Source organism: Mycobacteroides salmoniphilum (assembly GCF_004924335.1).
GTDB classification, from domain to species: Bacteria; Actinomycetota; Actinomycetes; order Mycobacteriales; family Mycobacteriaceae; genus Mycobacterium; species Mycobacterium salmoniphilum.
The window spans coordinates 3995466-4019397 of sequence record NZ_CP024633.1; the positions used below are offsets into that span (position 1 = coordinate 3995466).

The following is a 23932-nucleotide window of genomic DNA, read 5'->3' on the forward strand; positions in this document are numbered from 1 at the left end:
GTCCGCCCCCGGGCCACCTTCGACCATACTGCGATCACTGGCACACTGGCTCAAATGACGTCGGCGCGCCGCTCCCCGGACCCACATCTCTGGCTCGAAGACATTGGCGGTGACGAGCCGCTGAACTGGGTGCGCGAACACAACTCGATAACAACCGGCGAGTTTTCCGGTACGCGTTTTGACGATATGCGGGCCGAGGCGCTGGCCATTCTCAATACGGATGCACAGATCCCCTATGTGCGCCGGCGGGGCGAGTACCTCTACAACTTCTGGCGCGATGCCCACAACGCCCGCGGCCTTTGGCGCCGAACCACTTTGGATCAGTACCGTCTGGAAGATCCCCAATGGGACGTCATCATCGACGTCGACGCCCTGGCGGAGACCGAAGAAGAAAACTGGGTTTGGGCTGGCGCGACCGCGCTTCGCCCCGAATTCCGCCGGGCACTGGTCAGTTTGTCGCGCGGCGGGTCGGACGCGGTGGTGGTGCGCGAATTCGATCTGGAAACAAGACAGTTCGTGCCGGACGGTTTCGTGCTGCCCGAGGCCAAGACGCAGATCGGCTGGATCGACGCGGACACCGTTTTCGTGGGCACCGATTTTGGGCCCGACAGTCTCACCGATTCGGGGTATCCCCGTCTGGTCAAACGCTGGAAGCGCGGGCAATCCCCGAACGATGCGGAGCTGGTGTTTAGCGGTGAATCCTCAGACGTGATGGTGGGTGCCAGCTTTGACGACACTCCGGGCTTTGAACGCACCCTGATCAGCCGGGCCACCGACTTCTTCAACTCCGAAGTACACGAGTTAAGCGTCGACGGAGAGCTGCTGCGCATCGACGTCCCCACCGATGCCTCGGTATCGGTACACCGCGAATGGCTCCTCGTCGAGCTCAAGTCGCCGTGGCTTGTGGATGGCACCGAGCATTCGGCCGGGACGCTGTTGGCCGCTCGCTATGCGGACTTCCTCGCCGGCGATCGCGCCGTCACCCCGGTATTCGTTCCCGATGAGCATGCGAGCCTGCATCACTACGCGTGGACCCGGGAACGGCTCACCGTCGCGATCCTGCGCGATGTGGTCAGCGAGATCCTGGTCTTCACCCCGGGCACCTGGGACTCCGAACCACTGGCCGGTGTGCCGGTCAACACCACCACGCAGATCGTCGCGGTCGATGACCTGGGCGACGAGATTTTCCTCGACACATCAGGATTCACCCAGCCGTCGACGCTGCTGCGCGGTGAAGTGGGCACAGCGAGCGCCACCCAGGCCTGGGTGTCCACCATCAAGTCGGCGCCGTCGTTCTTCGACGACGCATCCTTTGAGGTGGCCCAACACTTCGCACGATCCGACGACGGGACATCGATTCCGTATTTCGTGGTGCGCGCCAAGGGATCCGATGAGGCGGGACCAACTCTGCTCGGCGGTTATGGGGGCTTTGAGGTCGCCCGGACTCCCGGATACGACGGTGTGCTGGGCAAGCTGTGGCTGTCTCGCGGTGGCACGTACGTGCTGGCCAACATCCGCGGGGGCGGTGAGTACGGCCCCGTGTGGCACACCCAGGCCATGCGTGAGGGACGCCATCTGGTGTACGAGGACTTCGCCGCTGTCGCGCGCGATCTGGTGGCTCGGGGCATCACCACCGCGACACAGCTGGGCGCACAGGGCGGAAGCAACGGCGGCCTGCTGATGGGGGTGATGCTCACGGCATACCCAGAGCTGTTCGGCGCGTTGGTGTGCCAGGTGCCGCTGCTGGATATGCGGCGCTACCACCTGCTACTGGCCGGCGCCTCCTGGGTTGCCGAGTATGGCGACCCCGACAATCCCGACGACTGGGAGTTCATCTCCAAATACTCTCCTTACCAAAATATTTCGCCCGAGAAGCGTTATCCACCGGTTCTGGTGACCACCTCGACCCGCGATGACCGCGTTCACCCGGGGCACGCGCGCAAGATGACCGCCGCATTACAAGAGGCCGGGCAACCCGTCTGGTACTACGAGAACATCGAGGGCGGCCACGGCGGTGCGGCCAACAACGAACAGTCGGCATTCAAGGCAGCGCTGGCCATCGAGTTCCTCTGGCGCCAGCTCGCACCCTGACCTGAAATCTCAGGGCAATCCCCGATGCCGTGACACCACTCGCGACGGACAATGGCCGTATGAGCGAATCCAACACCGTTCCACCGTGGGTTAACAAGATGGTCAAGGGCCTGCTCCGCAGCCCGCTGCACCCCGTACTCAGCGGCAACATCGCGTTGTTCACCTTCACCGGCCGCAAGAGTGGCAAGGAATACAACATCGCCGCCACCTACGTACGCGATGGCGATGTGTTGACCGTCTTCACCGATAGGGCGTGGGCCAAGAACCTGCGCGACGGTCGTCCTGTCACCGCCCTGGTGCGCGGCAAGCGGCTCGATGGCACCGCCGAGTTGTCCACCGGCCCGCAGATCGCCGCGCCGCTTGCCGAGCTGCTGCAGCGGGTGCCGCGAGATGCCAAATATCACAACGTGCGCCGCAATCCGGACGGCAGCTTCAACCAATCCGATATCGACCGGGCCGCCGCCAGTGAGAGCATGGTGACCGTGCGCCTGTCATGACGTACGTCACTCCCAGTGGGAACAGTCTCGCAAATCACCTACCCGAGTCGGCCCGTCACGCGGTAACGACACACTCACACACATGCAGTTTGCTCAATATGTTTTCAGGTCCGCAAATCGCCATGAACAACTGACCACAAAACTGCAGCTCACAGGTGCTAACTACTGCAAGCACTCTCTGGAGCGATCCTTAATTTCGCAGTTCAGAGGCATACAGATATCGAGGGTTGGCCGCTCCCGCCACAGGCTCCGTTACCGAAATCGAGACCGATCCGTGACCGTGACGGGTTGTTGCCATCGAGTACGCTCGGGTAGCTTGGCAGTTAGCTGAATTATTGGCCTTGGCAAAGTTGCCCGGCAGGCCGCAGTTATTGACCGACCGTGACGTGAGCACATTGATGCGCTTGGCGAATAGTCGGTAGTTGGAGCCAGATTGCCGTGAGGTGCACGATGAGAAACGACCTGTTCATCGGGTTGAGCGAGAACGGGTGGGACCGTGCTCCGTGGGATACCGAACCGGAGTTTTCCCCCACCGAGCTGGACATCCTGTTGGATCGTCGGCTGTCCGTCAGTGACGCTGCCGAACGCGTCGGATGTGTCGAGCACGACGTGCAGCGCCTCCGCGACGCACACGCCGCCTGACGTTCACGTCAGCGCCGCAAGAGGCCGCCCACCAACCCGGCGGCCACCCCGATCACGATCACCAGGCCGCCGGCGGCCATGGTGAGGCTCAGCCAGTGGTGGGCATTGCTCACCGCCTGGGTGACCAGTCCATCGGCCACGTCGCGGAGATTGTCGGTGACGCGGTTCAACGGCCGGTCCAGATAACGGCGACCGATCTCCAGCCCGGCCCACCCAGAAGCACCCACGAGTAGTGCCGAAATACCCAGCCCGGCAAGACCCTTGGCGCGGCTGCGCACCGCCAACTGAGTCAAACCCGCGAGAACAAGGGTCAGGCCGAAGGATATCCAGACCGCAAGCTGGCCGAAGCGTGCCACCGGCACTAGTCGTCCTGGCGTCAATCCGGCCAGATTGTCCTCCGTAACCGAGACCTTCAGCGTCTCCGGCGCCTCGATGGAAAGACCTTGCGGCACCAGGCTCTTGATCATGGGAGCCACGTCGATCTGCCAGCTGCCCTGCGAATCACGCTGCGCTGAGCTCGAGTTCGTGAACAACCACTGGTGTGCCATCCGATTCACCGATGCGAAGTCGGCACCGAACTGCGGACCACTGGTGTACGCAGCGGTCAACTCCGCGACGTGAGTCTCGTTGACGCGCGAACCCTGCTTCTTACCCAGCGACACGATCTGGGTGGTGAGTTCCGCGGCGATCGCGCGCTGAACCTTCGGATCGGCCGCCGTCGGCCCCGTCAACGCCACGTAGCCGTTCTCATTGACAATCCTGGACTGTGTCCAGGCCGCCGTCACCGTGACAGCCAGTGCGGCGGTGGTGAGCAGCCACAGCAGGACCGCGAACAGGAAGCGCATCCCGTCGAGGTTAGTCCGTGAGCGCGCGTCCCAGGATCAGCGGATCGGCCTGGCCGACGACGTCGGTGTCCTTGTCGTCGTAGTCGAATTTGCCCAGGACATGCCGCATCGCGTTGACACGGGCCCGCTTCTTGTCGTTGCTCTTCACCACGATCCACGGCGCGTGATCGGTGTCGGTCAGCGAGAACATCTCTTCCTTGGCCTTGGTGTAGGCGCCCCACTTGTCCAGGGATGCCAAGTCCATCGGCGAGAGCTTCCACTGCCGCACCGGGTCAACCTGCCGGATCGCGAAACGCGTGCGCTGCTCGGCGGCCGACACCGAGAACCACAGCTTGGTGAGACTGATGCCGTCATTGACCAGCATCTGCTCGAAAAGTGGTGCCTGGTGGATGAATTCGGAATGCTGTTCGTCGGAACAGAATCCCATGACCCGTTCGACGCCGGCGCGGTTGTACCAGGACCTGTCGAAGTACACCATCTCTCCGGCCGCCGGCAGATGCGGAACATACCGCTGGAAATACCACTGGGTGCGTTCCCGCTCGGACGGCTTCTCCAGTGCGACAACCCGGGCACCACGTGGGTTGAGGTGCTCCATGAACCGCTTGATGGTGCCGCCCTTGCCCGCGGCGTCGCGCCCCTCGAAGAGGATGACGTGCCGGGCACCGGTGCGCTTGCTCCAGTTCTGCAGCTTGAGGAGCTCGATCTGCAGCAGCCGCTTCTCAAGCTCGTACTGCTGGCGGCTCATCCGCTCGTCGTACGGATAGTTTTCCCGCCAGGTATCCACCGCGACGCCGTCAGGCGCAATGAGTATCGGATCGTCGTCATCATCATCGTCGACGGTGTAGCCCTGCGCGGCGGCGGTAATCGTCTCGGTCACCAGCGGAAACTATCCCCGGCAATCGTCGCCACGATGGACGGCGAGTGAACGGCTGGTGTCAGCGACGGAAGGGGCGCAAGGCCTTGTTCGAGAGCTTGGTGAGGCTCTTGAGCGCGACCGGAGCCAACCAGCTCGGTCCGCTGTACCAGAGCGGCTCACTGGGCAGTGTCACCCGGGTGTCGACGATGGCCTCGGTGCGGCAGTACTTGAGCAGACCGCTGGCGCCCCCAAAACGCGAGCCCATCCCGGAACCCTTCCAGCCTCCATGCGGCGCGGTGAGACAGGACAGGTTCATGATCACGTCGTTGATGTTGACCGTGCCGCAATCAAGTTGCAGCGCAATACGTTCGGCACGCTTTCGGTCCTTGGACCAAACGCTGGCGGAGAGCCCGTACACACTGTCATTCGCCAGGGCGATCGCCTTGGATTCCTCGGAGAACCGCATGATCGGCAGCGTCGGGCCAAAGGTCTCCTCCCGCATGCAGTCCATCGAATGGTCCACGTCGACCAGCACGGTCGGCGCGTAGAAGGTGCCGCCCCCCGGAACCCGTGCTCCGCCGGTGAGCGCGCGAGCACCCGCCGAGACCGCTTGACGCACATGCTGGTCCACGATTTCGAGCTGATTCTCATCGATCATGGCGCCGACGCTGTGATCCAACCCGGCGCCAATCTCCAAGCTCCGCACCTCGTCGACCACCAGATCGACGAACTGCTCGTAGACCGAGTCGTGCACATACACCCGCTCGACGGATACACAGGTCTGGCCGGCGTTGAACATGGCGCCCCATACCGCTGCGTGCGCGGCGCGTTTGACGTCGGCGTCCGACAGCACCAGCATCGGGTCCTTGCCGCCGAGTTCCAGGCTGACGGGGGTGAGCCGGCGCGCGGCGCGCTCCATGATCTTCTTGCCGGTGGCCGTCGATCCGGTGAACTGGATGAAGTCGACGTTGTCGATCAGCGCCTCGCCTACCTCACGTGCGCCCTGGACGATCTCGAACACCGGCGGCGCCCCGATTTCCTCCCAGCCACGTGCGATGAGTTCGTCGGAGAGCGGCGTCCGCTCCGAGGGCTTGAGTAGCACCGAACAGCCCGCCAACAGTGCCGGAATTACATCCCAATATCCAAGTGCCACAGGGTAGTTCCAGGGTGAAATGACACCTACAACCTTACGGGGCCGCTGATGCAGCGTGATCTTCTTGGTGTTCATGGCCATCGACGACGCCGGCCGCGACTCGGGTGCCAAAAACTCCGCCGCGCGCGGCGCGTAGTACGCGATGATCGCCAGAATCGACGGAATCTCGATCCCCGCGTCGATCTTGGACTTGCCGGTCTCGGCGATCAGTTGGGCCTCGATACGGGGTGTGTTATCGGTCAGCCACTGCGCGAAGCGCGCCAGTACCTTGCCACGCCCCTCGGGGCCCAGACGTTCCCACGACGGCTGCGCCTTCGCCAGTTGCGCGGTGATTACGGGGACATCCGAGGGATTGGTCCAGTTCACCTGCCCGACAACCTGTCCATTCGCGGGATTGCGCACGTCGCGAGCGGCGTTGTGGGCGGCAGTGGCGAGATTTTCAGACGTCGTTGTCATTAGAGGAGTCTAGGCACGAGGTGACCCACGTCGCATCCCTACCGGTTGGTTGGGGCGATCCCGCGCAGGTAGGCAGCTTGGCCCAGATGCTGGGCACAGTCGTCGACGATGCTGACCAACCGGACACTCGCGGTGACCGGCGGATCCCAGTGGCTGTCCACGACGCGCGCGAGTCCGGAATCGGTAAGACTTTCGATGTAGCGCAGCGTCATCTCGTGCACGTCCCCGTAGTAGCCGCTGAGCAGATCAACCGTCGCGACGACCTTGGCCACGTCCTGCGGCGTGTGCCCGTAGCCGTTGGAGTCGGCGGGCAGGTCGAGGCCGAATCGCGGCTCCCAGCCCCGGGCGGTCCACAACGGCTCGTCCCCCGTGATGGCACAGATCTGCGCATCCTGGCATCGGGCTGAATGCCAGATCAGCCAGGCGATGCTGTTCGCATCGGGCGTGGGGCGATAGGTCAACCAGGAATCAGGAAGGCCGTCGGTCACCTCACGCACGTGTTCGATGATCCGAGTAAAGCTGTCACGCAACAGTTCCCGCGCCGATGCGGCCGCCGCTAAGTCCGTCATGGTTTGACGGTACGCCCGGGCTTGGGCACCGCCTTGGTCGCAGGTGCGGTCATCGTCAACGCGCCCGCGGCACAGCCACAGACAAGTACCGCGAAGATCGGCAGTACCAAAGCGGTATTGAGCGAGAGGGCATCGGCCACCCAACCGATGAGTGCGGGTCCGCCCAGCACCGCCACGTAACCGGTGCCGACAACCCGCGACAGCACTCGGCCCTCGTGTTGCTCGTCGATATTGCCCGCGACGGTGAATACCTGCGGGACGCCACCGGCGAGCCCGAGTCCCACCGCGGCCCAGCCCGCCAACGTCAGCGGCAGCACCGGAGAGGCGATGACGATCAGCAGCCCGACAGCCGCCAGGGCGCAACCCCACCGCAACACCGGAACCCGCCCCACCCGCTCCACGAGCTTGTCGACGGTGAACCGGCCCACCGTCATCGCGAGCATGAACACCCCGAAGGCGAACGCACCCTGAGAATGGGAGGCGCCCAGATGCTCCTGCGCGTGCAAACTGCTCCAGTCTGTTGCCGACCCCTCCGAAAGCATGAGCAAGAACGCCAGCAGGCCGAGCGTCAGCACCTGGCCCCGGCGACACGTCATGGGTGGCGGAAGCGTGTACGGCACCGTGTCCGGCGCCTCTACCTCGCCAGCCCGCAGCTTGTCGCGAAGCAGCACAGTGGCCGAGCATGCCAGCAGCGCCAGGCACAGCACGGTGACACCGAGCACCGTCTCCCAGACCTTGATGTGCAGCGCGAACGCGGCCGACCCGATTCCCGCGCCCACCACGTTGCCCACGGAGAACACCCCGTGAAATGAGGCCATGATCGGACGGCCGTGGAAACGCTCGACATCGACCGCCGCGGCGTTCATCGCGACATCGGTGACACCCACGGCGACGCCGCACAGGACCGCACCGAGGCCCGCGACCCACACGGCGTGGGCTGCCAGCGGAATGTTGACGCCGAGGGCCATCGCCGCACCGCCCGCGACCGCGATCGGACCGCTTCCGAATCGGTCGACAAGCACACCACTGAGCTGCATGCCCAGCAGCGCGCCGACCCCGAGCCCCAACACCACGAAGCCCAGCACCGTAGAAGACATCCCCGTGGCCTGCTTCATGGTCGGCAGGTGCACGGCCCAGGTGGCCACCACAAGCCCAAACGATGCGAATACACCGATTACGGCAATCCGCATCCGCAGCGGCTTCGTCAAGAAAAAGTCCTCACCTAGGGCATTGAGCCAACGACCGCGCGCCCACCACGACCTCGGCGAGCAGCACTCACCGGCACCTCTTGACCACAGTACTGATCAGCGCTACGCAAGGCCGAGTCGCCACATGACCGCCACATATATTCCTTGACATTCATATGACGCGATGGTGATATGAAGTCATGGATGCCTTCATGGTGATCGCCGATCCGACCCGACGCCGGATCATCGACACCTTGCGTGAGGGGGCGGCCGATGTCACGACCCTGATAGAACGGCTCGACCTTTCGCAGTCGCTGGTGTCCAAGCACCTCGGCGTCCTGCGCGACACCGGCACAGTTCGGGTCGAGGTCGCCGGGAAACGCCGCGTCTACCACCTGGCGGACGATCCCCTACCCGCCGTGCTGGCCTGGGTGACGCCCTATCACCGCACGTGGGCCAACGCGTTCGATCGCCTGGCGTTTCTCATGGACAACGACACGGACACCCACGACAACAAGAAAGAGGACAACCGTGACTAATCCGCTGGCCGCCACCCTCGCACCGTGCGATGACCACGAGGGCAAATGGGTCCTCACCATGTCCCGCGACTTACGCCATCCGCCGGAGAAGGTCTGGCCGTGGCTCGTTGACCCCGACAAGTTGCGCCAGTGGTCGCCCGCCATACCCGATCGCCCCTTGGATTCCGTGGGAGCCGCTCAGGTTCAGGAGACCGCCGCCGATCCGGTGCTCGACGGCGAGGTGCTCGCCGTCGACCCACCTCGCGAGCTCATCCATCGCTGGGGTCCGGACGACACCCTGCGCTGGCGAATCGAACCCACGGAGGATGGGTGCCGGCTGACCCTCGAGCATTCGATGTCCGATCGCGACAATGCCTCCGGAAATGCCGGCGGTTGGCATATCTGCCTGGACACTCTCACTCTCGCCATCAACGGGACGCCGCGCGGCCGGGTCGTCGGCCTTGATGCCATGACACATGACTGGCAAAGCCTCAATGATAGGTACGCGGCGATACTCGGCTGAGCCCTCGCAGAATTTGCGGGAACCCCTCTCGCACACCCCAGGGTCGGCCAGTTAATTTGGGTATGAATCTGCACCAAAAATGGCGGTTGAACAGGCACTACGTGCGTAGTGGCCAATATCTCCGAGTGGCCTGATCTGAGGGATTTGGGCATTGGCGAAATTGCTTTGCCCAAATTACTCTCAGGCCACCGCATTTGGCATCGGCGCCGAATGCACGGGAGGGGTCCTGATGGCTGCGCAGTATTCGGTTTTGGGGAAAAGTCACTCACTCAAGCGCTCGATAGCCACTGCGGCCGCGGTGGCGGCGACATGCACGGTTCTGGCACCGGTTGCGATGGAGTCGCGAACCATCGCCTCGACGCTCGTGTCCTATGTCATCGGAGTCGGCGGCAATAACGACGGCGCCAGCGCCAACATCCCCGCCAAGATCGGCCATAAGTTCGTCACCGGGTCCGACATCTACCAGCCAGTGTCATATCCGGGCGCCGTCTGGCCGGTCAGCGGCATCACCGCGCCCACCTTCAAGACATCGGTAACCGAAGGCAACGCCAACCTCAATGCGGCGATCGATCAGGCCCCCGCCGGACACGTCACCGTCGTCGCCTACTCCCTGGGTGCGGTGGCGGCCAACAAGTCGTATCGACAGCTCGCAGAGAACGATCCCAACGCCGACATAGATTTTGTGTTCCTGGGCAGCGCCAATACGCCGAATGGCGGAATCTTCGCCCGGTTCCCTTGGCTGAAGGTTCCGTTCGTCGACATCGAGTCCGACGGCGCCCTGGAACCCGGACCTATCAGGTCGACGGTGATCAACACCGAGTACGACACCTACGGAGACTTCCCTGCCTACTTCAATCCGCTCGCACTCGCGAATTCGATTGCGGCGATTCAGTATGCGCATCCCGACAAGTACTACGACGAGGTCGACCCTGCCTCGCTCGATGATCCCAACAAAGTGATCAAGACACAGGTCGGCAACACCACCTACTACCTGGTTCGCGCCGAACATCTCCCGCTGCTGCAACCGCTGCGCGATCTCACCAATCCGATCGGCGCGTCCTTCGTACTCGATGCCATCGAACCCACTCTGCGGCTGTTCATCGACATGGCCTACGACCGCGAGACCAGCCCAGGCACCGTCACACCGTTCAGTATCTTCACTCCGCCGAAGAACATCGTCGACGCATTCAAGAAGCTCCCCGGCGCCATCGAGGAAGGCGCCGAGAACTTCCAGAACGGACTGCCCGGTGCGGCGCCCAAGCAACCCGCACCGGCCGACAAGCCGACCAATCCACCTGTCCCCCAGGCTGATCCCGCGAAGGCCACGCCGCCCGCAGCCCGGACACCCGAGGCCCCCAAGGAAACAGTCCTCACCCTTACCACGTCCGGGCCGACCACTCCGCCGGCGCCGGCCAAGGTCACCGATCCCACCGCTATCGCGGTCAGCGCCACCACCGCGGCGACACCGGAAATCGTGAGCTCCGCCCCCGCGCTACAGCCGGAGACAAAGCCGGAAGCAACGCCGGATGAGAAGCCCACATTGACGTCCGTCAAGGACACCGCCAAGCCGAAGGACACCACGAAGCCCACCCTGCGGCTTCCGAAACTTCCCGCAGCACGGCCCGGGACGACACCGAAAACCGCGAAACTTCCGTCCATCAGAGACAGCCTCAAGTCGATTCCCGGCCTGGGCATCGGCAAGGCACCCAGCACCACCGGTGGTAGCACCGACACAAACACGAGCACCACCAAGGCGACGGGCGACACCGGAAAGACCGCTGGCTCCGGAACCGGCGACCACGCCAACTCCGGCGACAGCCACTCAGCGAGCAACGCGGCCTAACGCCGCTGTGGCCGGCCCCGCGCGATCGGTTCAGCGCCCCGGCGAGCGGAGCAGGTTCCGGGGATCGCCAGACAAATCAGCCAGATCAAAACCCGCGGGTTCCGCATGGCCCCCAGTCACACGTCAGCCCTCCGGATAGAAGAGAAAATGCACGCAACCCTGCTCGGACTGGGGAATGTGCCAGGACCGCGCAGGTGCATGCAGGAAGGTGCCCGCCGGATAGTCATTGACGCCGTCGTTGAGCACCCCGGAAACGACGTACACCTCCTCCGGCCCGGGGCTATGGTGATCTTCCCCGGCCCACACCGCTCCCGGCGCAATGGTTGTGATCAGGGCTTTCGCGCCGTTCTCGCCCTCCCAGAGCGGTTGAATACTCACCCCGGCGAACAGCTCGATCGGCTCGACGTCGGCGGCCGTTTTCCACGCGTACCCCGGAGCATGGGGACCGAACTGAGCCGGATCCCCTTGGCTGCTCGTCATGCGTGGAGCAACCCCATCCGGGGGTGTGGGCATTCCTCATGTGAGCACTCGGCGCCGCGTCGCCTAGAATGGGTGTATGCCAGCCAAGACCGAACCAGCCGCGATCGACGATATCGAGCCGCTGGCCGACGAGACTGCCCACCAGGCGCAGCGCGTCGTCGCCGCCTACGCGAACGATGCCGACGAGTGCCGCATGCTGCTCGCGATGCTGGGTATCGGGCCAACCAAGGTCGACGCGTAACTCGATACGTCTCCTCGCGATTGGTTCTGAGAAACACACATGGTGCCTCCCTCGGATGACCGATCGCCGGTAGAGGCTGTCGCGGGCACGTCCGACTTCGTCGTCGTGGCCAACCGCCTCCCGATCGACCTGGTGAAATTGCCCGACGGATCCACGACGTGGAAGCGCAGCCCTGGCGGACTCGTCACCGCGATGGAGCCGCTGCTGCGCAAGCGCCGCGGCGCCTGGGTGGGGTGGCCCGGAGTTCCCGACGTCGACGTCGACCCGGTCTCCGAGGACGACATGGTGCTGTATTCGGTGCGCCTCTCTACCGACGAGGTCGCCGAGTATTACGAGGGTTTCTCCAATGCCACCCTGTGGCCGCTCTATCACGATGTGATCGTCAAGCCGGAATATCACCGTGAGTGGTGGCAGGCCTATGTCGACGTGAACCGTAAGTTCGCGGAGGCAACGGCAGCGGTCGCCGCCGAAGGCGCGACGGTATGGGTCCAGGACTACCAGCTGCAGTTGGTACCCAAGATGCTGCGCATGCTGCGTCCGGATCTGACGATCGGTTTCTTCCTGCACATTCCGTTCCCGCCTGTGGAGCTGTTCATGCAGATGCCGTGGCGTACCGAGATCGTGGACGGCCTGCTGGGCGCCGACCTCATCGGTTTCCACCTGGCCGGCGGTGCGCAGAACTTCATGTACCTGGCGCGAAGGCTGGTGGGTGCCAGCACATCTCGCGCATCGATCGGCGTGCGCTCACGGTTCGGTGAGATCCGGGTGGGCTTCCGCACGGTGAAGGTGGGCGCCTTCCCCATCTCGATCGACTCGACGCAGCTCGACAGTGTGTCCCGCAGCAAGCAGATCCGTCAGCGCGCCAAAGAGATTCGCGCCGAGCTCGGCGGACCACGCAAGATCCTGCTGGGCGTCGACAGACTCGACTACACCAAGGGCATCGATATCCGGCTGCGCGCGTACGAGGAACTGCTCGCCGAGGGCCGCGCCAGCAGCAGCGACACCGTCTTCATCCAACTCGCGACACCCAGCCGCGAACGCGTCGACAGCTACAAGAAGATGCGTGGCGACGTGGAACAGCAGGTGGGACACATCAACGGCGAGTTCGGCGAGGTCGGACACGCGGTAGTGCACTACCTACACCGCCCGGTGCCCCGCGAGGACCTCATCGCCTTCTTCGTCGCCGCCGATGTCATGTTGGTGACACCCCTGCGCGACGGGATGAACCTGGTGGCCAAGGAGTACGTCGCGTGCCGCAGTGATCTGGGCGGCTCACTGGTGCTTTCCGAATTCACCGGAGCCGCAGCAGAATTACGTCAGTCTTATCTGGTCAATCCGCACGACATCGACGGCGTGAAGGACGGCATCGAGTCGGCGCTCAACCAGAGCCCGGAGGAAGGGCGGCGCCGGATGCGGGCGCTGCGCCGTCAGGTGCTCGCCCACGATGTGGATCGGTGGGCGCGTGCCTTCCTGGAGGCGCTAGCGACACCAGCCACCGGCGATTCCATCGCACCGGAGCAGCCCGCGGTGTTGGGCGGCGAACCCCTCTAGAGCGGCGTGATGTAGGAGATCAACCACTTGTCTCCGGAGCGCGTGTAGTCCACCTGAATCGATGACGAGTCGTACACAGGAGTGCGTGACTGGTCGGTGATGGTGCGATTCATGTACACCACCACTTGCGCCGAGTCTCTATGCGCGGCAATGATCCCGGTGCCCACGACACTGGTCTGGCTGACGATCTTGCGCTGCTTGGCCTGCGGGATGATTTCCCTGTTCGCCTTGTCTTGGAACTCACGCCGGTACTCGGGGGTCAACCCCCCGTACTGCTCGTCGAGGCTGCGCTCGACGGTCTGGTAGTCGTATCCGAAGATGCTTCCCACCTGCTTGCCGGCCTGTTTGATCAGCGTCTCACCCGCGGCCCGACTGGCGACCGTGTCGACCCTGTGCCAGTACATGCCGCCGGCCACGGCGGACAACCCGATCACGGCCAGCACCACCACCGCGACGAAAGTTCTTGTCAGCCAGCGCATCAGCTCTGTCCGTCCGGCCATCGCAGGTCATATGCGGTCATGTTGCCTTGCTGATCCTCGGCGACGATCATCCGCATACGGTACGACTTGGAGGGCTCGTTGACCCCCGAGTCGGCGTTGGTGAGCGTCACACGTGCAGAGATGAGTATCGACGCCTTCTTACTTATCTCGTCGACGCTCTCCAGGCTCGCCTTCTTGATCACCACCTCGGAACTGGTCCCGGTTTGGTGGTACAGCGCTTTGAGATTGGCGGTGTTGTCGGGGTTGAACGTGCCGCGCAGCGGACCGCTGGTGCTGTTGACGAACTGGTCGACGTTCTTGTCGATGCTGTCCTGGCTATAGGTCATCATGTTCGTCACCGTCTGCACGGCGGTATCGACGAATCGCTGATCGCGCGCGGCCATGAGGTCGTCGCGATGCTGCGCACGCCCCATGAGCGCCAGCGCCACCCCCAACGCGCCGATGAGCACTACCGCGAGCACCGCCGCCGCCCACGCGACCCCGCGCGCGTTCCCTGGCCGACGGGAGTCGGCAACGGAAGGCTCGGCCTTCGACCGCACCTCGGTGCGGCCCAAGGACACACTGATGGTCTCGGCACCGACCTCGCTGGTCGGGCCGGCCGGCCGAGCCGCCCGACGCCGGGTTGTCGGTGCGGAGCCGCCCACGCGAACAGCCTCGGGCTGCGATGGCGGAGTCGTCGTCTCTTTGTCGGTCATACCGGCTTGGGTCCCAACATCAGATCCGCCCATGTCTCCGCCTCGCTACCACGCTCCAACGCGGGCGCGTACACGCTGGGCTGATTGTTGGCATCAAGAAAAACACCGTTCTTCGGATCGTAAGCACGTGTCGCCATCGGCTCCGATTTCGCCGCCACCGGCATCACATCCCCACCGGCCGGGGGTGCTTCCGGAGCCGGTGGAGGCGGCGGGGGCAGGGTCGGAGTGCCCGGATCGGGCTCGACACCCGGCGGTATGTTCGGGAATTTATTGGGCGGCAGGATATTCCGTGGGTCCTCCACCGGGGTGCCGTACGGAGCGGGCGGGCCACGCCACGGGTTGCTACCAATCGGCACATATCCGCGCGGGTCGCGGCACAACTGAATGGTCGGCGCCCGCTTGCCGGGGAACTCCTGGCACGGGTAGTTGCGCGCACCGCGCACCGCGCTCGGATCGTTCTGGGCCGTCTTGCAATACATGTCGCTGGGCAGCTCGCGCAGGGTCTCGTCGGCCGGGGTACGCATCAGCGGCGCCGGCACGAAACCGGTCAGGCACGGCGGGGGGTCGCCCAGGTTCAGCCGGAAGTCCAACTTCGCACCCTCGTCCATCGGCGCACCACCGGCGACGGTCAACAGCGCCGAGAACAGCGCGGGCAGGATCACCAACGACTGCTCGATCGACTTGTTGTAGATGACGCCGACACGACCCAGATTCGCCAGGCTCGCCGCGAGCACCGGGAACGACGGGCGGATACCCGCGAACAGTTCGGAGGCTTCCCCGGCGGCACCCGGAGCCACCGTGAGGAACTGACGCAGTTGCGGATCGGCCTTGGCGAAATGCTCGGTCAGTGCCGCCAGACTGGAAACGGATCCACGGATGTTGTCACCACTGCGAATCTGGGCGTCCAGCAGCGGCCCCACCTGATCGATCAGCTTGGTGGTGCTGTCGTAGTTGGTGTTGGCCTCTTGGATCAGCAGCCGCGACGAGTCGATCAGCCGGGAAAGTTCCTGACCGGATCCGTTGAACGCCTTGAACGCCTCGGCCAGCACCTCCCGCAGCCGGGTGTCCGCAACGGTGTTCACGAGGCCGTCCGCCTGGCGCAGCAGGGTGGAGACGTCGGTGGGGATGGACGTGCGATCGGCACCGATGACATCGCCTTGCCGCAGGCTCCCGACAGCACCCGTCGGGGGCGGCACCAGATCCACGTACTGCTCGCCGATGGCGGACACGCTCTTGACGACGGCCCGCACATTGCCCGGCACCGTCACGTTGTCGTTGAGCCGCATCCTGGCGGTAACGCCCTCGGGGGTCAGCTCGACATTGGTGACACGACCGATCTGCACACCGCGGTAGGTCACGTTCGCGTTCTGGTACAGACCACCCGTGGCAACGAACTGTGCCTTCACATCATGGTTTCCGATGCCGAGCGCGGTGGGCACCCGCAGGTAGAAGATCGCCATCAGCGTCACGCTGATCACCGTGACGGCCGCGAAGATCATCAGCTGTATCTTGATCAGCTTTTCCATCAGCGACCACCTCCCTGCGGGGCAGCAGGAGCCGACGGTGCAGGCAGATCGAACGGGCTGGTCTCCTTGCCGTTCAGGTTGGCCATGGATCCGATGAGCCATTCCGGAGGGTTCACCACGTCGTTGAAATGCTGCATGTTCGGATCGAAGAACGATGTGGTGAACAGCGTTTCACCCAGGCGCCGAGCGGTCAGGTCAAACGTCACGAAGACGTTCAGGTAGTCGCCGCGCACCGCGTTCCGCAGATACTTGGTGCTGAACGGGAATGTGGGCAGGAGGTCAAGGCTGTCGATCAATACGTCACGGTTTTCTGCCAGTGCCCGAACCACCGGGTACAACCCCTTGAGATCAGCGACGATGTCTTCCTTGGTGGTTCGCAGCACCCGGTCGGTGATCTTCGCAAGGTTTCCCACCGATCGGAACGCCTCGATGATGTTGGCGCGATTCTCGTTGAGCACCTTCAGCGCAGGCTCGATCGAATCGATGGCGCGTCCCAGGCTTTCCTTGTGCTCGGCCAGGACGCGCGAAAACTTGTCGATGCCCTCGATGGCCGAGATGATGTCGTTCCGCTGAGAGTTCAGCGACGAGATCAGCGTGGCGAGTTTGGGCAACACCTGGGTCAGATTCCCGGTACGTCCCTTGAACAAGTTGTAGGTCTCGTCGGTGATGTCTTGTATCGCACCGAGATTGCCCTTATTGACCACGACGGACAGCGCAGACAACACCTCTTCGGTGCTGGGGTACTTGCCTGTCCGGCTCAGGGGGATGGTGGATCCGCCGACCAGCCGACCCACCGCGGGTTCCCCGGTGGGGGCGGCCAGCTCGATGTGCTGCGAGCCGAGCAGGCTGGTCTGGGCAACCTTCGCAACGGCGTTGGCCGGCAGCTGCACCTCCGGCCCCAACGACACTTTGACTCCGGCATACCAAGAACCATCTGGCTTTTGGAATGCGTCGATACCGGACACGCTGCCCACGGTCACGTCGTCCACCATGACCGGAGAGTTCTGCGGCAGCGTGGTGACATCGGGCAGCTCCACGGTGATGGTGTAGGACCGCGCGCCGTGACCGGCCGTCCCGGGCAGGTTCAGCGAGTTGAGTCCATTGAACTGGCATCCACTCGCCACGACGGCGACACCGACACCGATCGCCATGCCGCGCAGTGTGCGATGAGAGCCTCGCGCGAAGAGCGTTGAACTCAGACGACTCATCGCGGACCTCCCGGAGCAGCCGGTGGTGCGGGCTCGTCCGCGGCGGCAGGGAAGCCCGGCGGCACCGGCCCCGGCTCGGCGGGACGCAGCTCCGTGCCCGGGGGCGGCGGGGCGTTGATCTCCTCTGGCCCCAGCATCAATGCACTGAGGTCCTGCGGCGACGGCTTCGGCGGCGGCGGTGCGCCATTGGGCCGGACCCACACCAGGTCCTCGCGCGGCGCCTCGGACTTCGCCTCGGTCTCGGGGGTGTCGTAGATGATCTGTCCCTTGTACGCCGAGATCTGATTGATCGGGTGCAGCAAGATCGGGGCATAGTTGAAGGTCGCGCGGCGCAACACGGGACCCATGCGTTCACGGCAGATCTCGGCCCGCTTCAAATACTCGGTCTTGGTGCCCGTTTCGAACACACCACCGCAGATGAATTGCACCGGGTTGGCCAGGTTCGGAATCGAGAGCATGCCGTTCAACGTGCCTGCCGCGGGGTTGTAGATATTGTAAAAGTTGGCCAGGCCGTTGGGCGCGACGTGCAGGATCTGTTCGACGTCGTCGCTCTGGTCGGAGAAGATCTTCACGAAGTCGCTCAGCTTGTTCACCGAATCGATGAGCGCGGAGTTGGTGTCTCCCAGGAAACCTCGTACATCGGTGAGCGCCTGATTGAGTGCGCCCAGGGTGGCGCCGAGGTTCTCGGTGCTGGCCGCCAGGACCTTCGACACCGAGGCCAAATGCGTGCTGAATTGCACGATCTGCTCGTTGGAATTCGCCAGCGCGTCCACCAGTACCTGCAGGTTCTTGATGGTGCCGAATAGATCAGTGCGCGAGTCGCCGAGCCGCCCGGCTGCCTGCGAGAGCTCGCGCACCGCATTCCGGAACGAGTCGCCGTTACCGTCGAAGGTGCTTGCCGCCTGGTTGATGAAATCGCTTACCGGCCCCTTGGATTCACCTTGCGGTCCCAAGCTGTCGCTGAGCTTGGCCAGCTCGGTCTTGACCTCGTCCCATTCGATCGGGACGGCGGTCTTGTCCAGACCCAACGAGGCGCCGTCGGCGAGAGCCTGCCCCTCGGTGTAGGCCGGGGTCAGCTGAACGAATCTGGCAGTCACCAGATTCGGAGCCATGATGATCGCTTGCGCACCCTCGGGAACTTTGAACTTGTCCGGGAGCTCCATGGTGACCTTCACGTCACCCTCGCGCGGCTCGACGGCGCTGATGTGCCCGGCCTTCACACCGAGAATCCGAACGTCATCACCCGGGTACAGCCCGACGGCCGACGCGAAATGCCCGACGATCTTGTAGGTTCCGCGGCTGGGCCACACCCAATACAGCAAGCCACCCACGAGTGCCACAGCGAGCATCGCGTAGACACTCTTCTGAATCCAGGGTCTGAAACGGGTCTGTTGTGTTGTCATGGCGATTTCGGCCTCATGACTTGGCGTTCGCCGATAAGACCGTTCAAGTAGTCCGAGAGGCTGGCGGGCAGCTTGCCGGGCTGGAAGTAGGTGTCGAACATGACGGCGGTCAGTGTCGCGGGCGGGAAACCGTAGACGTTCACGTGGAAGCCCGGTCCCGAGGAGACGACCTCGCCCAGTGCGGTGCCGTATCCGGGTAGCCGCTTGAGCGCCTCACTGATATGAGCCTTTCGGTCCAAGAGATCGTCGAGCACGACGTTCAGCTTCTCCATGGTGGGCCGGAACTCTTGGCGGTTGTCTGCCACGAATCCACTGAGCTGCTGCGAGAGTCCCTGCACTCGATTGATCAGTTCGCTGATGGCCAGACGCCGCTCATCGAGCGCGGCGAACAGTTGATTGCCATCGGTGACAAGCTTGTTCACCTGCCCGGCGCGCTCGGAGAGAATCCCACTCACGGACTTGGCGCGGTTCAACAGCTGTTCGAGGGCAGCATCGCGGTCATTCAGCGTGCGTGAGAGCGAGGCGACTCCGTCCAGGGCACCGCGCAGCTGCGGGGTGGCATCGCGCATCGCGTCGGTGATGACTTGCAGCGACTGATCGAGCTGCGCCTTGTCTATCCCGCCCGCCGACGCGCCCAGGTCGCTCAGCGCGCTGTTGAGCGTGTACGGAGTTCTGGTGCGGCCCAAAGGGATCTCAGTAATACGGCCCGACCCGGCAGGCGTCACCGACAGCGATTTCTCACCCAACACGGTGGTGGTCCTGATAGCGGCCAGCGACTGGTCACCCAGGCGGATCGAGCGATCCACGGTGAAGTCCACGCGAACCTTGTTGCCCGCCAAGGACACATCCTTGACCTGGCCCACCTTGATGCCCGAAACGAAGACGTTACCGCCCGGCTCCAGGCCTCCAGAGTCCGCGAAGAACCCCGTGTATTGCCTGCCCTGCGGCCAGAACGGAAGACCCGTGTAGCCGAACGCGACCAGCACCAGCATCCCCACCACGGCGATACCGAAGATTCCGGTGCGTACCGGATCCTTCTCCTGGATGTCACTCATTTTTGAAGGAACACCTGCCCTTCGATGGGTCGGGCGGGCCACCGAATGGGATCAGCCAGTCGGTTCCGACGGGTCCGTTGACCTTGATGCGGATGGAGCAGTAGTAGATGTTAAAGAACGATCCGTAGGCACCAAGAGCGTTGAGCCGCAGATAGTTCTCGGCCAGGTTCTCCACAACCACATTGACGTCGGCCTTACGCTCATCCAGCCGGGTTGCCAGCTGGCGAGTCTGCTCAATGGTGCCCTTGATGTACGGGCGAGTGTCCTTGAGTACCGATTCCAGCGATGAGGCCGTCGAGGCGAGCGGGGGTAGCGCTCCGGCCACCACATCGCGCTGTTGCGCCAGGCCCGAGACGAGCTGCTGCAGCTGGTCGACGCTCGAAGAGAACTGGCTGCTCTTCGAATCGACGGTACCGAGCACGTCGTTGAGGTGGTTGATCACATCGCCGATCAGCTGATCGCGTTCGGCCAATCCCGAGGTAAACGAGGATGTATCACCGAGGAGTTGGGAGAGCGTTCCCCCTTGTCCCTGCAGGATCTGGATAAACGCGTTGCTGATCTCGTTAACCTTCGCGGCGTCAAATCCCTTGAGCACAGGCCGAAGTCCGCCGAGCAACGCATCCAGATCGAGAGCCGGCTGGGTGTGCTCCTTATCCAGCGTTCCTCCGTCGGGCAGCTTACGCAGCTCGCCAGGGCCCGACGAGATCTCCAGATACCGGTCACCGACCAGGTTCTCGTATCTGACGATCGCCCGGCTGGAGCTGTAGAGCTGATACTTCGAATCGACGTCGAAGGTGACCTCGACAGTGTTGTCCGGATTGAGCGATACGTCCTTGACGCGGCCCACCGGCACGCCGGCGATGCGGACCTTCTGGCCGGACCGCAGGTCGGATGCTGTGCTGAAGATTGCGTGATACCGCTTGCCGGAACCGAATCGGAACTCACCGAAGGTGATGATCAGACCCGCCGCCACCAGCAGCATCACCACGGTGAAGACGGCGACCTTGATCTGTGTACCGCGCACCATCAGAACTCACTTCGCTTCGCGAAGGCACCGTTGTAGAGGTACTGCAGAGTATCGGGGGCGTTGACTTGCAGCTCCTCCAACGGCTTGTACGGGATGTACGCGTTGTCGGTCACCAGGAAGGGCGATCGGTACCATGACCCGTTTTGCGCCTTGGTCGGAATGTTCGGCAGGCCACGACAGTTGGGTCCACCGGAGCCGTTCACGATCGGCAGGCTGTCCGGATAGGTGTACACCGGCGCTCCGAGTGGAAAGCTGTTGCTCAGGAACAGACCGGGCCGCACACCACCAATGAGCGGGGTGAAGGTCACCAATGCCTTGGAGATCGCCTGCAGCGTGCATGGAATCTCCGGCGAGTATCTGCCGAGCAGTGTGATGGGGGCGCGCAACCGCTGCAGCGCCGCGGTGAGGTCCTTCTCGGCAGGGGCCAGGGTTTCGTATCCGTTATTACCCAGCCCAATTGCCGCGAGCAGCGTGGCCTTGAGATCCTGCTGCTGATCCACGATGGTGCGGCTCAGTGTCGGCAGATTGTCGAGGATGCGCACGATGTTCGGCGCGGCATCACCATAGATCTGCCCCACCTGTCCGGCCTTCTGGAAATCCTGTTGCAGGGCAGGAAGTTTGGGATTCAATTGATCCAGGTAGTGGTCGAGCTCGATCAAGCCCTGTCCGAAATTGTCCCCGTTACCGCGCAACCCTTCGCCAACGGCGGTCAGGGTGGCGTTGAGGTTGACCGGGTCGATCTTTCCGAGCAGTCGGGTCAGGTTCTCGAACACTGTGTTGACTTCCAGGGCCACCGCCTCGGCGGTCACTGTCGCCCCCGGCCTCAGCGACGAGCCCGACGGCTGTTGCGGGGCAAGAAATTCCACCGATTTCGCGCCGAAGATGGTGGTGCCCGCGATGCGGACGGTGGCATTGGACGGAATCAGCCGCAGATCCTTGGCATTGACCGCGAGCTCCAGCTTTGCCTGCTCGTTGGCGTAGGAGATCGACTTGACCTTGCCGATCTGCAGTCCATGGAACTTGACCTTGCCGCCCTCCTCCATCACCAGGCCCGCGCGGGGCGAGACGACAGTGATGGCCTTGGTGTCGGCGAAGGCATCGTTGTACGCCAGGTAGGTCAACACAGTCAGCGCTACCAACACGGCGGCGAGCACCGTGCCGGCTAGCCGGACGGACCGGCGCGACGAGTCTCCTGACATGTGGTTCCTAGCCCGAGAGATTGAAGTTGCCGGACCCGCCGTAGACGGCAAGTGAGATGAACAGGGTGACAAGCACAACCACGATGAGGGAGGTACGTACGGCCTGGCCGACCGCGACACCCACGCCCACCGGGCCACCGGAGGCATTGAATCCGTAGCTGGTGTGCACCAGCATCACGACCACCGACATCACAATCGCCTGCAGGAACGACCACAGCAGGTCGGTGGGCACCAAGAAGGTGTTGAAGTAGTGGTCGTACACACCCGGGGACTGGCCGTTGATCATCACTGTGGTGGCGCGCGATGCGAAGAACGCCGCCAGCACCGACAGCGAATACAGCGGGACGATGGCGATGAGCCCGGCCACCAAGCGGGTGGACACCAGATACGAAACCGCGTGGACCGCCATCGTTTCCAGCGCGTCGATCTCCTCCGAGACGCGCATGGCGCCGAGCTGGGCGGTCGTTCCGGCACCGATCGTCGCCGCCATCGCGATGCCCGCCACCACCGGCGCGATGATGCGCACGTTCAGGAACGCGGACAGGAAGCCGGTGAGCGCCTCGATTCCGATATTGCCCAGCGAGGAGTAGCCCTGTACCGCGATGACGCCACCGGAGGCCAGGGTAAGGAAGACGGCCACGCCGACCGTGCCACCGATCATCACCAGGGCACCGGTGCCCATGGTGATCTCGGCGAGCACCCGGATCGTTTCCTTGCGGTATTTCGTCAGCGCCGCGGGGATGTAGCTCAGCGACTGCGCGTAGAAAAGTGCCTGCTCGCCGAATTTGTCGAACGAGCGTCCCAGACCACGCATATACCGAACGGTATAGGAGGTCACGGTGTGCGTCGAAAGATACGGTCCGGTCACTAGTGCTTCACCAGGACCCGCACGCCAATGGCCGTCATGACGACGTTGATGACGAACAAACAAATGAAGGCGTAAACCACGGTCTCGTTGACCGCATCGCCGACGCCCTTGGGTCCGCCCTTGACGGTGAGCCCGCGATAGCAGCCGACAAGGCCCGCGAAGATGCCGAACAGGAAGGCCTTGATCTCCGAGATCATCAGCTCGCCCAGGCCGGTCAGCACCGTCAGACCGTTGATGAAGGCGCCGGGGTTGACTCCCTGCAGGAACACCGAGAACACGTAGCCGCCGACCATGCCGATGGCACACACCAGGCCGTTCAGCAGCAGCGCGACGAACGTCGACGCCAGCACCCGCGGCACCACGAGCCGCTGGATCGGATCGATGCCCAGCACCTGCATCGCGTCGATTTCCTCGCGAATGGTGCGGGCACCCAGGTCGGCGCAGATCGCCGTGGCACCGGCGCCCGCGACAACGAGCACCGTGACCACGGGCCCGAGCTGCGTCACCGTGCCGAAGGCCGTCGCCGCACCGGACAGGTCCGCCGCACCGATCTCGCGTAGCAGGATGTTGAGCGTGAAGGCGACCAGGACCGTAAACGGGACGGCGACCAAGAGCGTCGGCAACAACGAGACCCGCGCGATGAACCACGTCTGATCCAGGAATTCCTGGCCCTGGAACGGGCGGCGGAACATGTTACGGAACGTGGCCAACGACATGGAGACGAAGCCGCCGACGGCGCGCGCCGGCGCCGCGAGCTGCTGCTTCAACCTTTGCTCCTGTCTCACACATCCCGGTACTGCCGAAGACTGGCCCCTATGATCCGGTTAACGATCGACGTGTACCTACCACGCTGTGAGGCGCATCATATTAACGAGAAAAAATTCTTAGTGTCAATTCTTGTACGGGCAGGCAAATCGCACGCCACGTCCACTTTGTCCTGCGATTTTGGTGCGATAAATAGAACTGGTTCTATTTAGTGCCGCACCGCCACCCTCGGCG

General features: G+C 63.6%; 24 protein-coding genes. 8 read left to right on the plus strand and 16 right to left on the minus strand.

The genetic code is table 11. The features are described from left to right. The first annotated feature begins 54 nt into the window (after positions 1 to 54). From DSM43276_RS19875 to DSM43276_RS19885, 3 genes are all read left to right on the plus strand, one after another. On the plus strand, positions 55 to 2091 hold the full coding sequence (locus DSM43276_RS19875) for a prolyl oligopeptidase family serine peptidase (protein ID WP_078328061.1): 2037 nt from the start codon (positions 55 to 57) through the stop codon (positions 2089 to 2091). Positions 2092 to 2150: 59 nt separating this feature from the next. After that, on the plus strand, positions 2151 to 2588 hold the full coding sequence (locus DSM43276_RS19880) for a PNPOx family protein (RefSeq protein WP_078323213.1): 438 nt from the start codon (positions 2151 to 2153) through the stop codon (positions 2586 to 2588). A 450-nt stretch (positions 2589 to 3038) separates the two neighbouring features. Continuing rightward, on the plus strand, positions 3039 to 3230 hold the full coding sequence (locus DSM43276_RS19885; protein ID WP_078323212.1) for a hypothetical protein: 192 nt from the start codon (positions 3039 to 3041) through the stop codon (positions 3228 to 3230). Between the two features lie 8 nt (positions 3231 to 3238). Here the strand turns inward: DSM43276_RS19885 and DSM43276_RS19890 are convergent, their stop codons facing one another. The 5 genes from DSM43276_RS19890 to DSM43276_RS19910 are packed head-to-tail and all read right to left on the minus strand — an operon-like array spanning position 3239 to position 8299. Beyond that, entirely contained in the window at positions 3239 to 4075 is an 837-nt protein-coding gene (locus DSM43276_RS19890; RefSeq protein ID WP_078328062.1) for a hypothetical protein, read from the minus strand. Between the two features lie 10 nt (positions 4076 to 4085). Then, a complete protein-coding gene (gene ppk2, locus DSM43276_RS19895; RefSeq protein WP_078328063.1) occupies positions 4086 to 4952 on the minus strand; it encodes a polyphosphate kinase 2 in 867 nt (288 codons plus the stop codon). Positions 4953 to 5010: 58 nt separating this feature from the next. Continuing rightward, a complete protein-coding gene (locus DSM43276_RS19900) occupies positions 5011 to 6540 on the minus strand; it encodes an aldehyde dehydrogenase family protein (protein ID WP_078328064.1) in 1530 nt (509 codons plus the stop codon). A 38-nt stretch (positions 6541 to 6578) separates the two neighbouring features. After that, on the minus strand, positions 6579 to 7109 hold the full coding sequence (locus tag DSM43276_RS19905) for a mycothiol transferase (protein WP_078328065.1): 531 nt from the start codon (positions 7107 to 7109) through the stop codon (positions 6579 to 6581). Next, a complete protein-coding gene (locus tag DSM43276_RS19910) occupies positions 7106 to 8299 on the minus strand; it encodes an MFS transporter (protein ID WP_078328066.1) in 1194 nt (397 codons plus the stop codon). The genes DSM43276_RS19905 and DSM43276_RS19910 overlap by 4 nt, the downstream gene beginning before the upstream one ends. Before the next feature lie 197 nt (positions 8300 to 8496). Here DSM43276_RS19910 and DSM43276_RS19915 point away from each other — a divergent pair, with 197 nt between their 5' ends. The 3 genes from DSM43276_RS19915 (at position 8497) to DSM43276_RS19925 (ending at position 11180) form a co-directional block, all read left to right on the plus strand. Then, the gene (locus DSM43276_RS19915; protein ID WP_078328067.1) at positions 8497 to 8835 is read left to right on the plus strand and encodes an ArsR/SmtB family transcription factor; all 339 of its coding nucleotides are present in this window, start codon (positions 8497 to 8499) and stop codon (positions 8833 to 8835) included. Between the two features lie 58 nt (positions 8836 to 8893). After that, complete coding sequence (locus DSM43276_RS19920; protein WP_078328138.1) at positions 8894 to 9337, plus strand: SRPBCC family protein; 444 nt, start codon at positions 8894 to 8896, stop codon at positions 9335 to 9337. Positions 9338 to 9566: 229 nt separating this feature from the next. Continuing rightward, positions 9567 to 11180, plus strand: a complete 1614-nt coding sequence (locus DSM43276_RS19925) for a PE-PPE domain-containing protein (protein WP_078328068.1) — start codon at positions 9567 to 9569, stop codon at positions 11178 to 11180. Positions 11181 to 11303: 123 nt separating this feature from the next. Here DSM43276_RS19925 and DSM43276_RS19930 read toward each other — a convergent pair whose 3' ends face one another. Further along, positions 11304 to 11660 carry a cupin domain-containing protein gene (locus DSM43276_RS19930; protein ID WP_078328069.1) on the minus strand — a complete coding sequence of 119 codons (357 nt, stop codon included), beginning with the start codon at positions 11658 to 11660 and terminating at the stop codon, positions 11304 to 11306. A 76-nt stretch (positions 11661 to 11736) separates the two neighbouring features. Between DSM43276_RS19930 and DSM43276_RS19935 the strand changes: the two genes are divergently transcribed. Continuing rightward, positions 11737 to 11901, plus strand: a complete 165-nt coding sequence (locus tag DSM43276_RS19935; RefSeq protein ID WP_109555886.1) for a hypothetical protein — start codon at positions 11737 to 11739, stop codon at positions 11899 to 11901. 39 nt (positions 11902 to 11940) lie between these two features. Next, complete coding sequence (locus DSM43276_RS19940; RefSeq protein ID WP_078328070.1) at positions 11941 to 13452, plus strand: alpha,alpha-trehalose-phosphate synthase (UDP-forming); 1512 nt, start codon at positions 11941 to 11943, stop codon at positions 13450 to 13452. Here DSM43276_RS19940 and DSM43276_RS19945 read toward each other — a convergent pair. The 10 genes from DSM43276_RS19945 to DSM43276_RS19990 are packed head-to-tail and all read right to left on the minus strand — an operon-like array spanning position 13449 to position 23700. Next, complete coding sequence (locus tag DSM43276_RS19945) at positions 13449 to 13952, minus strand: mammalian cell entry protein (RefSeq protein WP_078328071.1); 504 nt, start codon at positions 13950 to 13952, stop codon at positions 13449 to 13451. The genes DSM43276_RS19940 and DSM43276_RS19945 overlap by 4 nt on opposite strands. Continuing rightward, positions 13931 to 14647: a mammalian cell entry protein gene (locus tag DSM43276_RS19950; RefSeq protein ID WP_078328072.1), complete on the minus strand. Its 717-nt coding sequence runs from the start codon at positions 14645 to 14647 to the stop codon at positions 13931 to 13933. Before DSM43276_RS19950 ends, DSM43276_RS19945 begins: the two co-directional genes overlap by 22 nt. Further along, positions 14644 to 16173: an MCE family protein gene (locus tag DSM43276_RS19955; protein ID WP_078328073.1), complete on the minus strand. Its 1530-nt coding sequence runs from the start codon at positions 16171 to 16173 to the stop codon at positions 14644 to 14646. The genes DSM43276_RS19950 and DSM43276_RS19955 overlap by 4 nt, the downstream gene beginning before the upstream one ends. Beyond that, the gene (locus DSM43276_RS19960; protein ID WP_412458626.1) at positions 16173 to 17381 is read right to left on the minus strand and encodes an MCE family protein; all 1209 of its coding nucleotides are present in this window, start codon (positions 17379 to 17381) and stop codon (positions 16173 to 16175) included. Before DSM43276_RS19960 ends, DSM43276_RS19955 begins: the two co-directional genes overlap by 1 nt. Then, entirely contained in the window at positions 17378 to 18784 is a 1407-nt protein-coding gene (locus tag DSM43276_RS19965; RefSeq protein ID WP_078328075.1) for an MCE family protein, read from the minus strand. The genes DSM43276_RS19960 and DSM43276_RS19965 overlap by 4 nt, the downstream gene beginning before the upstream one ends. Further along, positions 18781 to 19839, minus strand: coding sequence for an MCE family protein (locus tag DSM43276_RS19970; protein ID WP_078328076.1), 1059 nt, complete (start codon positions 19837 to 19839; stop codon positions 18781 to 18783). Before DSM43276_RS19970 ends, DSM43276_RS19965 begins: the two co-directional genes overlap by 4 nt. Then, the gene (locus DSM43276_RS19975) at positions 19832 to 20866 is read right to left on the minus strand and encodes an MCE family protein (RefSeq protein WP_078328077.1); all 1035 of its coding nucleotides are present in this window, start codon (positions 20864 to 20866) and stop codon (positions 19832 to 19834) included. Before DSM43276_RS19975 ends, DSM43276_RS19970 begins: the two co-directional genes overlap by 8 nt. Continuing rightward, positions 20866 to 22065, minus strand: a complete 1200-nt coding sequence (locus DSM43276_RS19980; RefSeq protein ID WP_078328078.1) for an MCE family protein — start codon at positions 22063 to 22065, stop codon at positions 20866 to 20868. The genes DSM43276_RS19975 and DSM43276_RS19980 overlap by 1 nt, the downstream gene beginning before the upstream one ends. Before the next feature lie 7 nt (positions 22066 to 22072). Then, on the minus strand, positions 22073 to 22879 hold the full coding sequence (locus tag DSM43276_RS19985) for an MlaE family ABC transporter permease (RefSeq protein ID WP_078290273.1): 807 nt from the start codon (positions 22877 to 22879) through the stop codon (positions 22073 to 22075). Positions 22880 to 22932: 53 nt separating this feature from the next. Next, a complete protein-coding gene (locus DSM43276_RS19990) occupies positions 22933 to 23700 on the minus strand; it encodes an MlaE family ABC transporter permease (RefSeq protein ID WP_078290254.1) in 768 nt (255 codons plus the stop codon). Positions 23701 to 23932 lie beyond the last annotated feature (232 nt).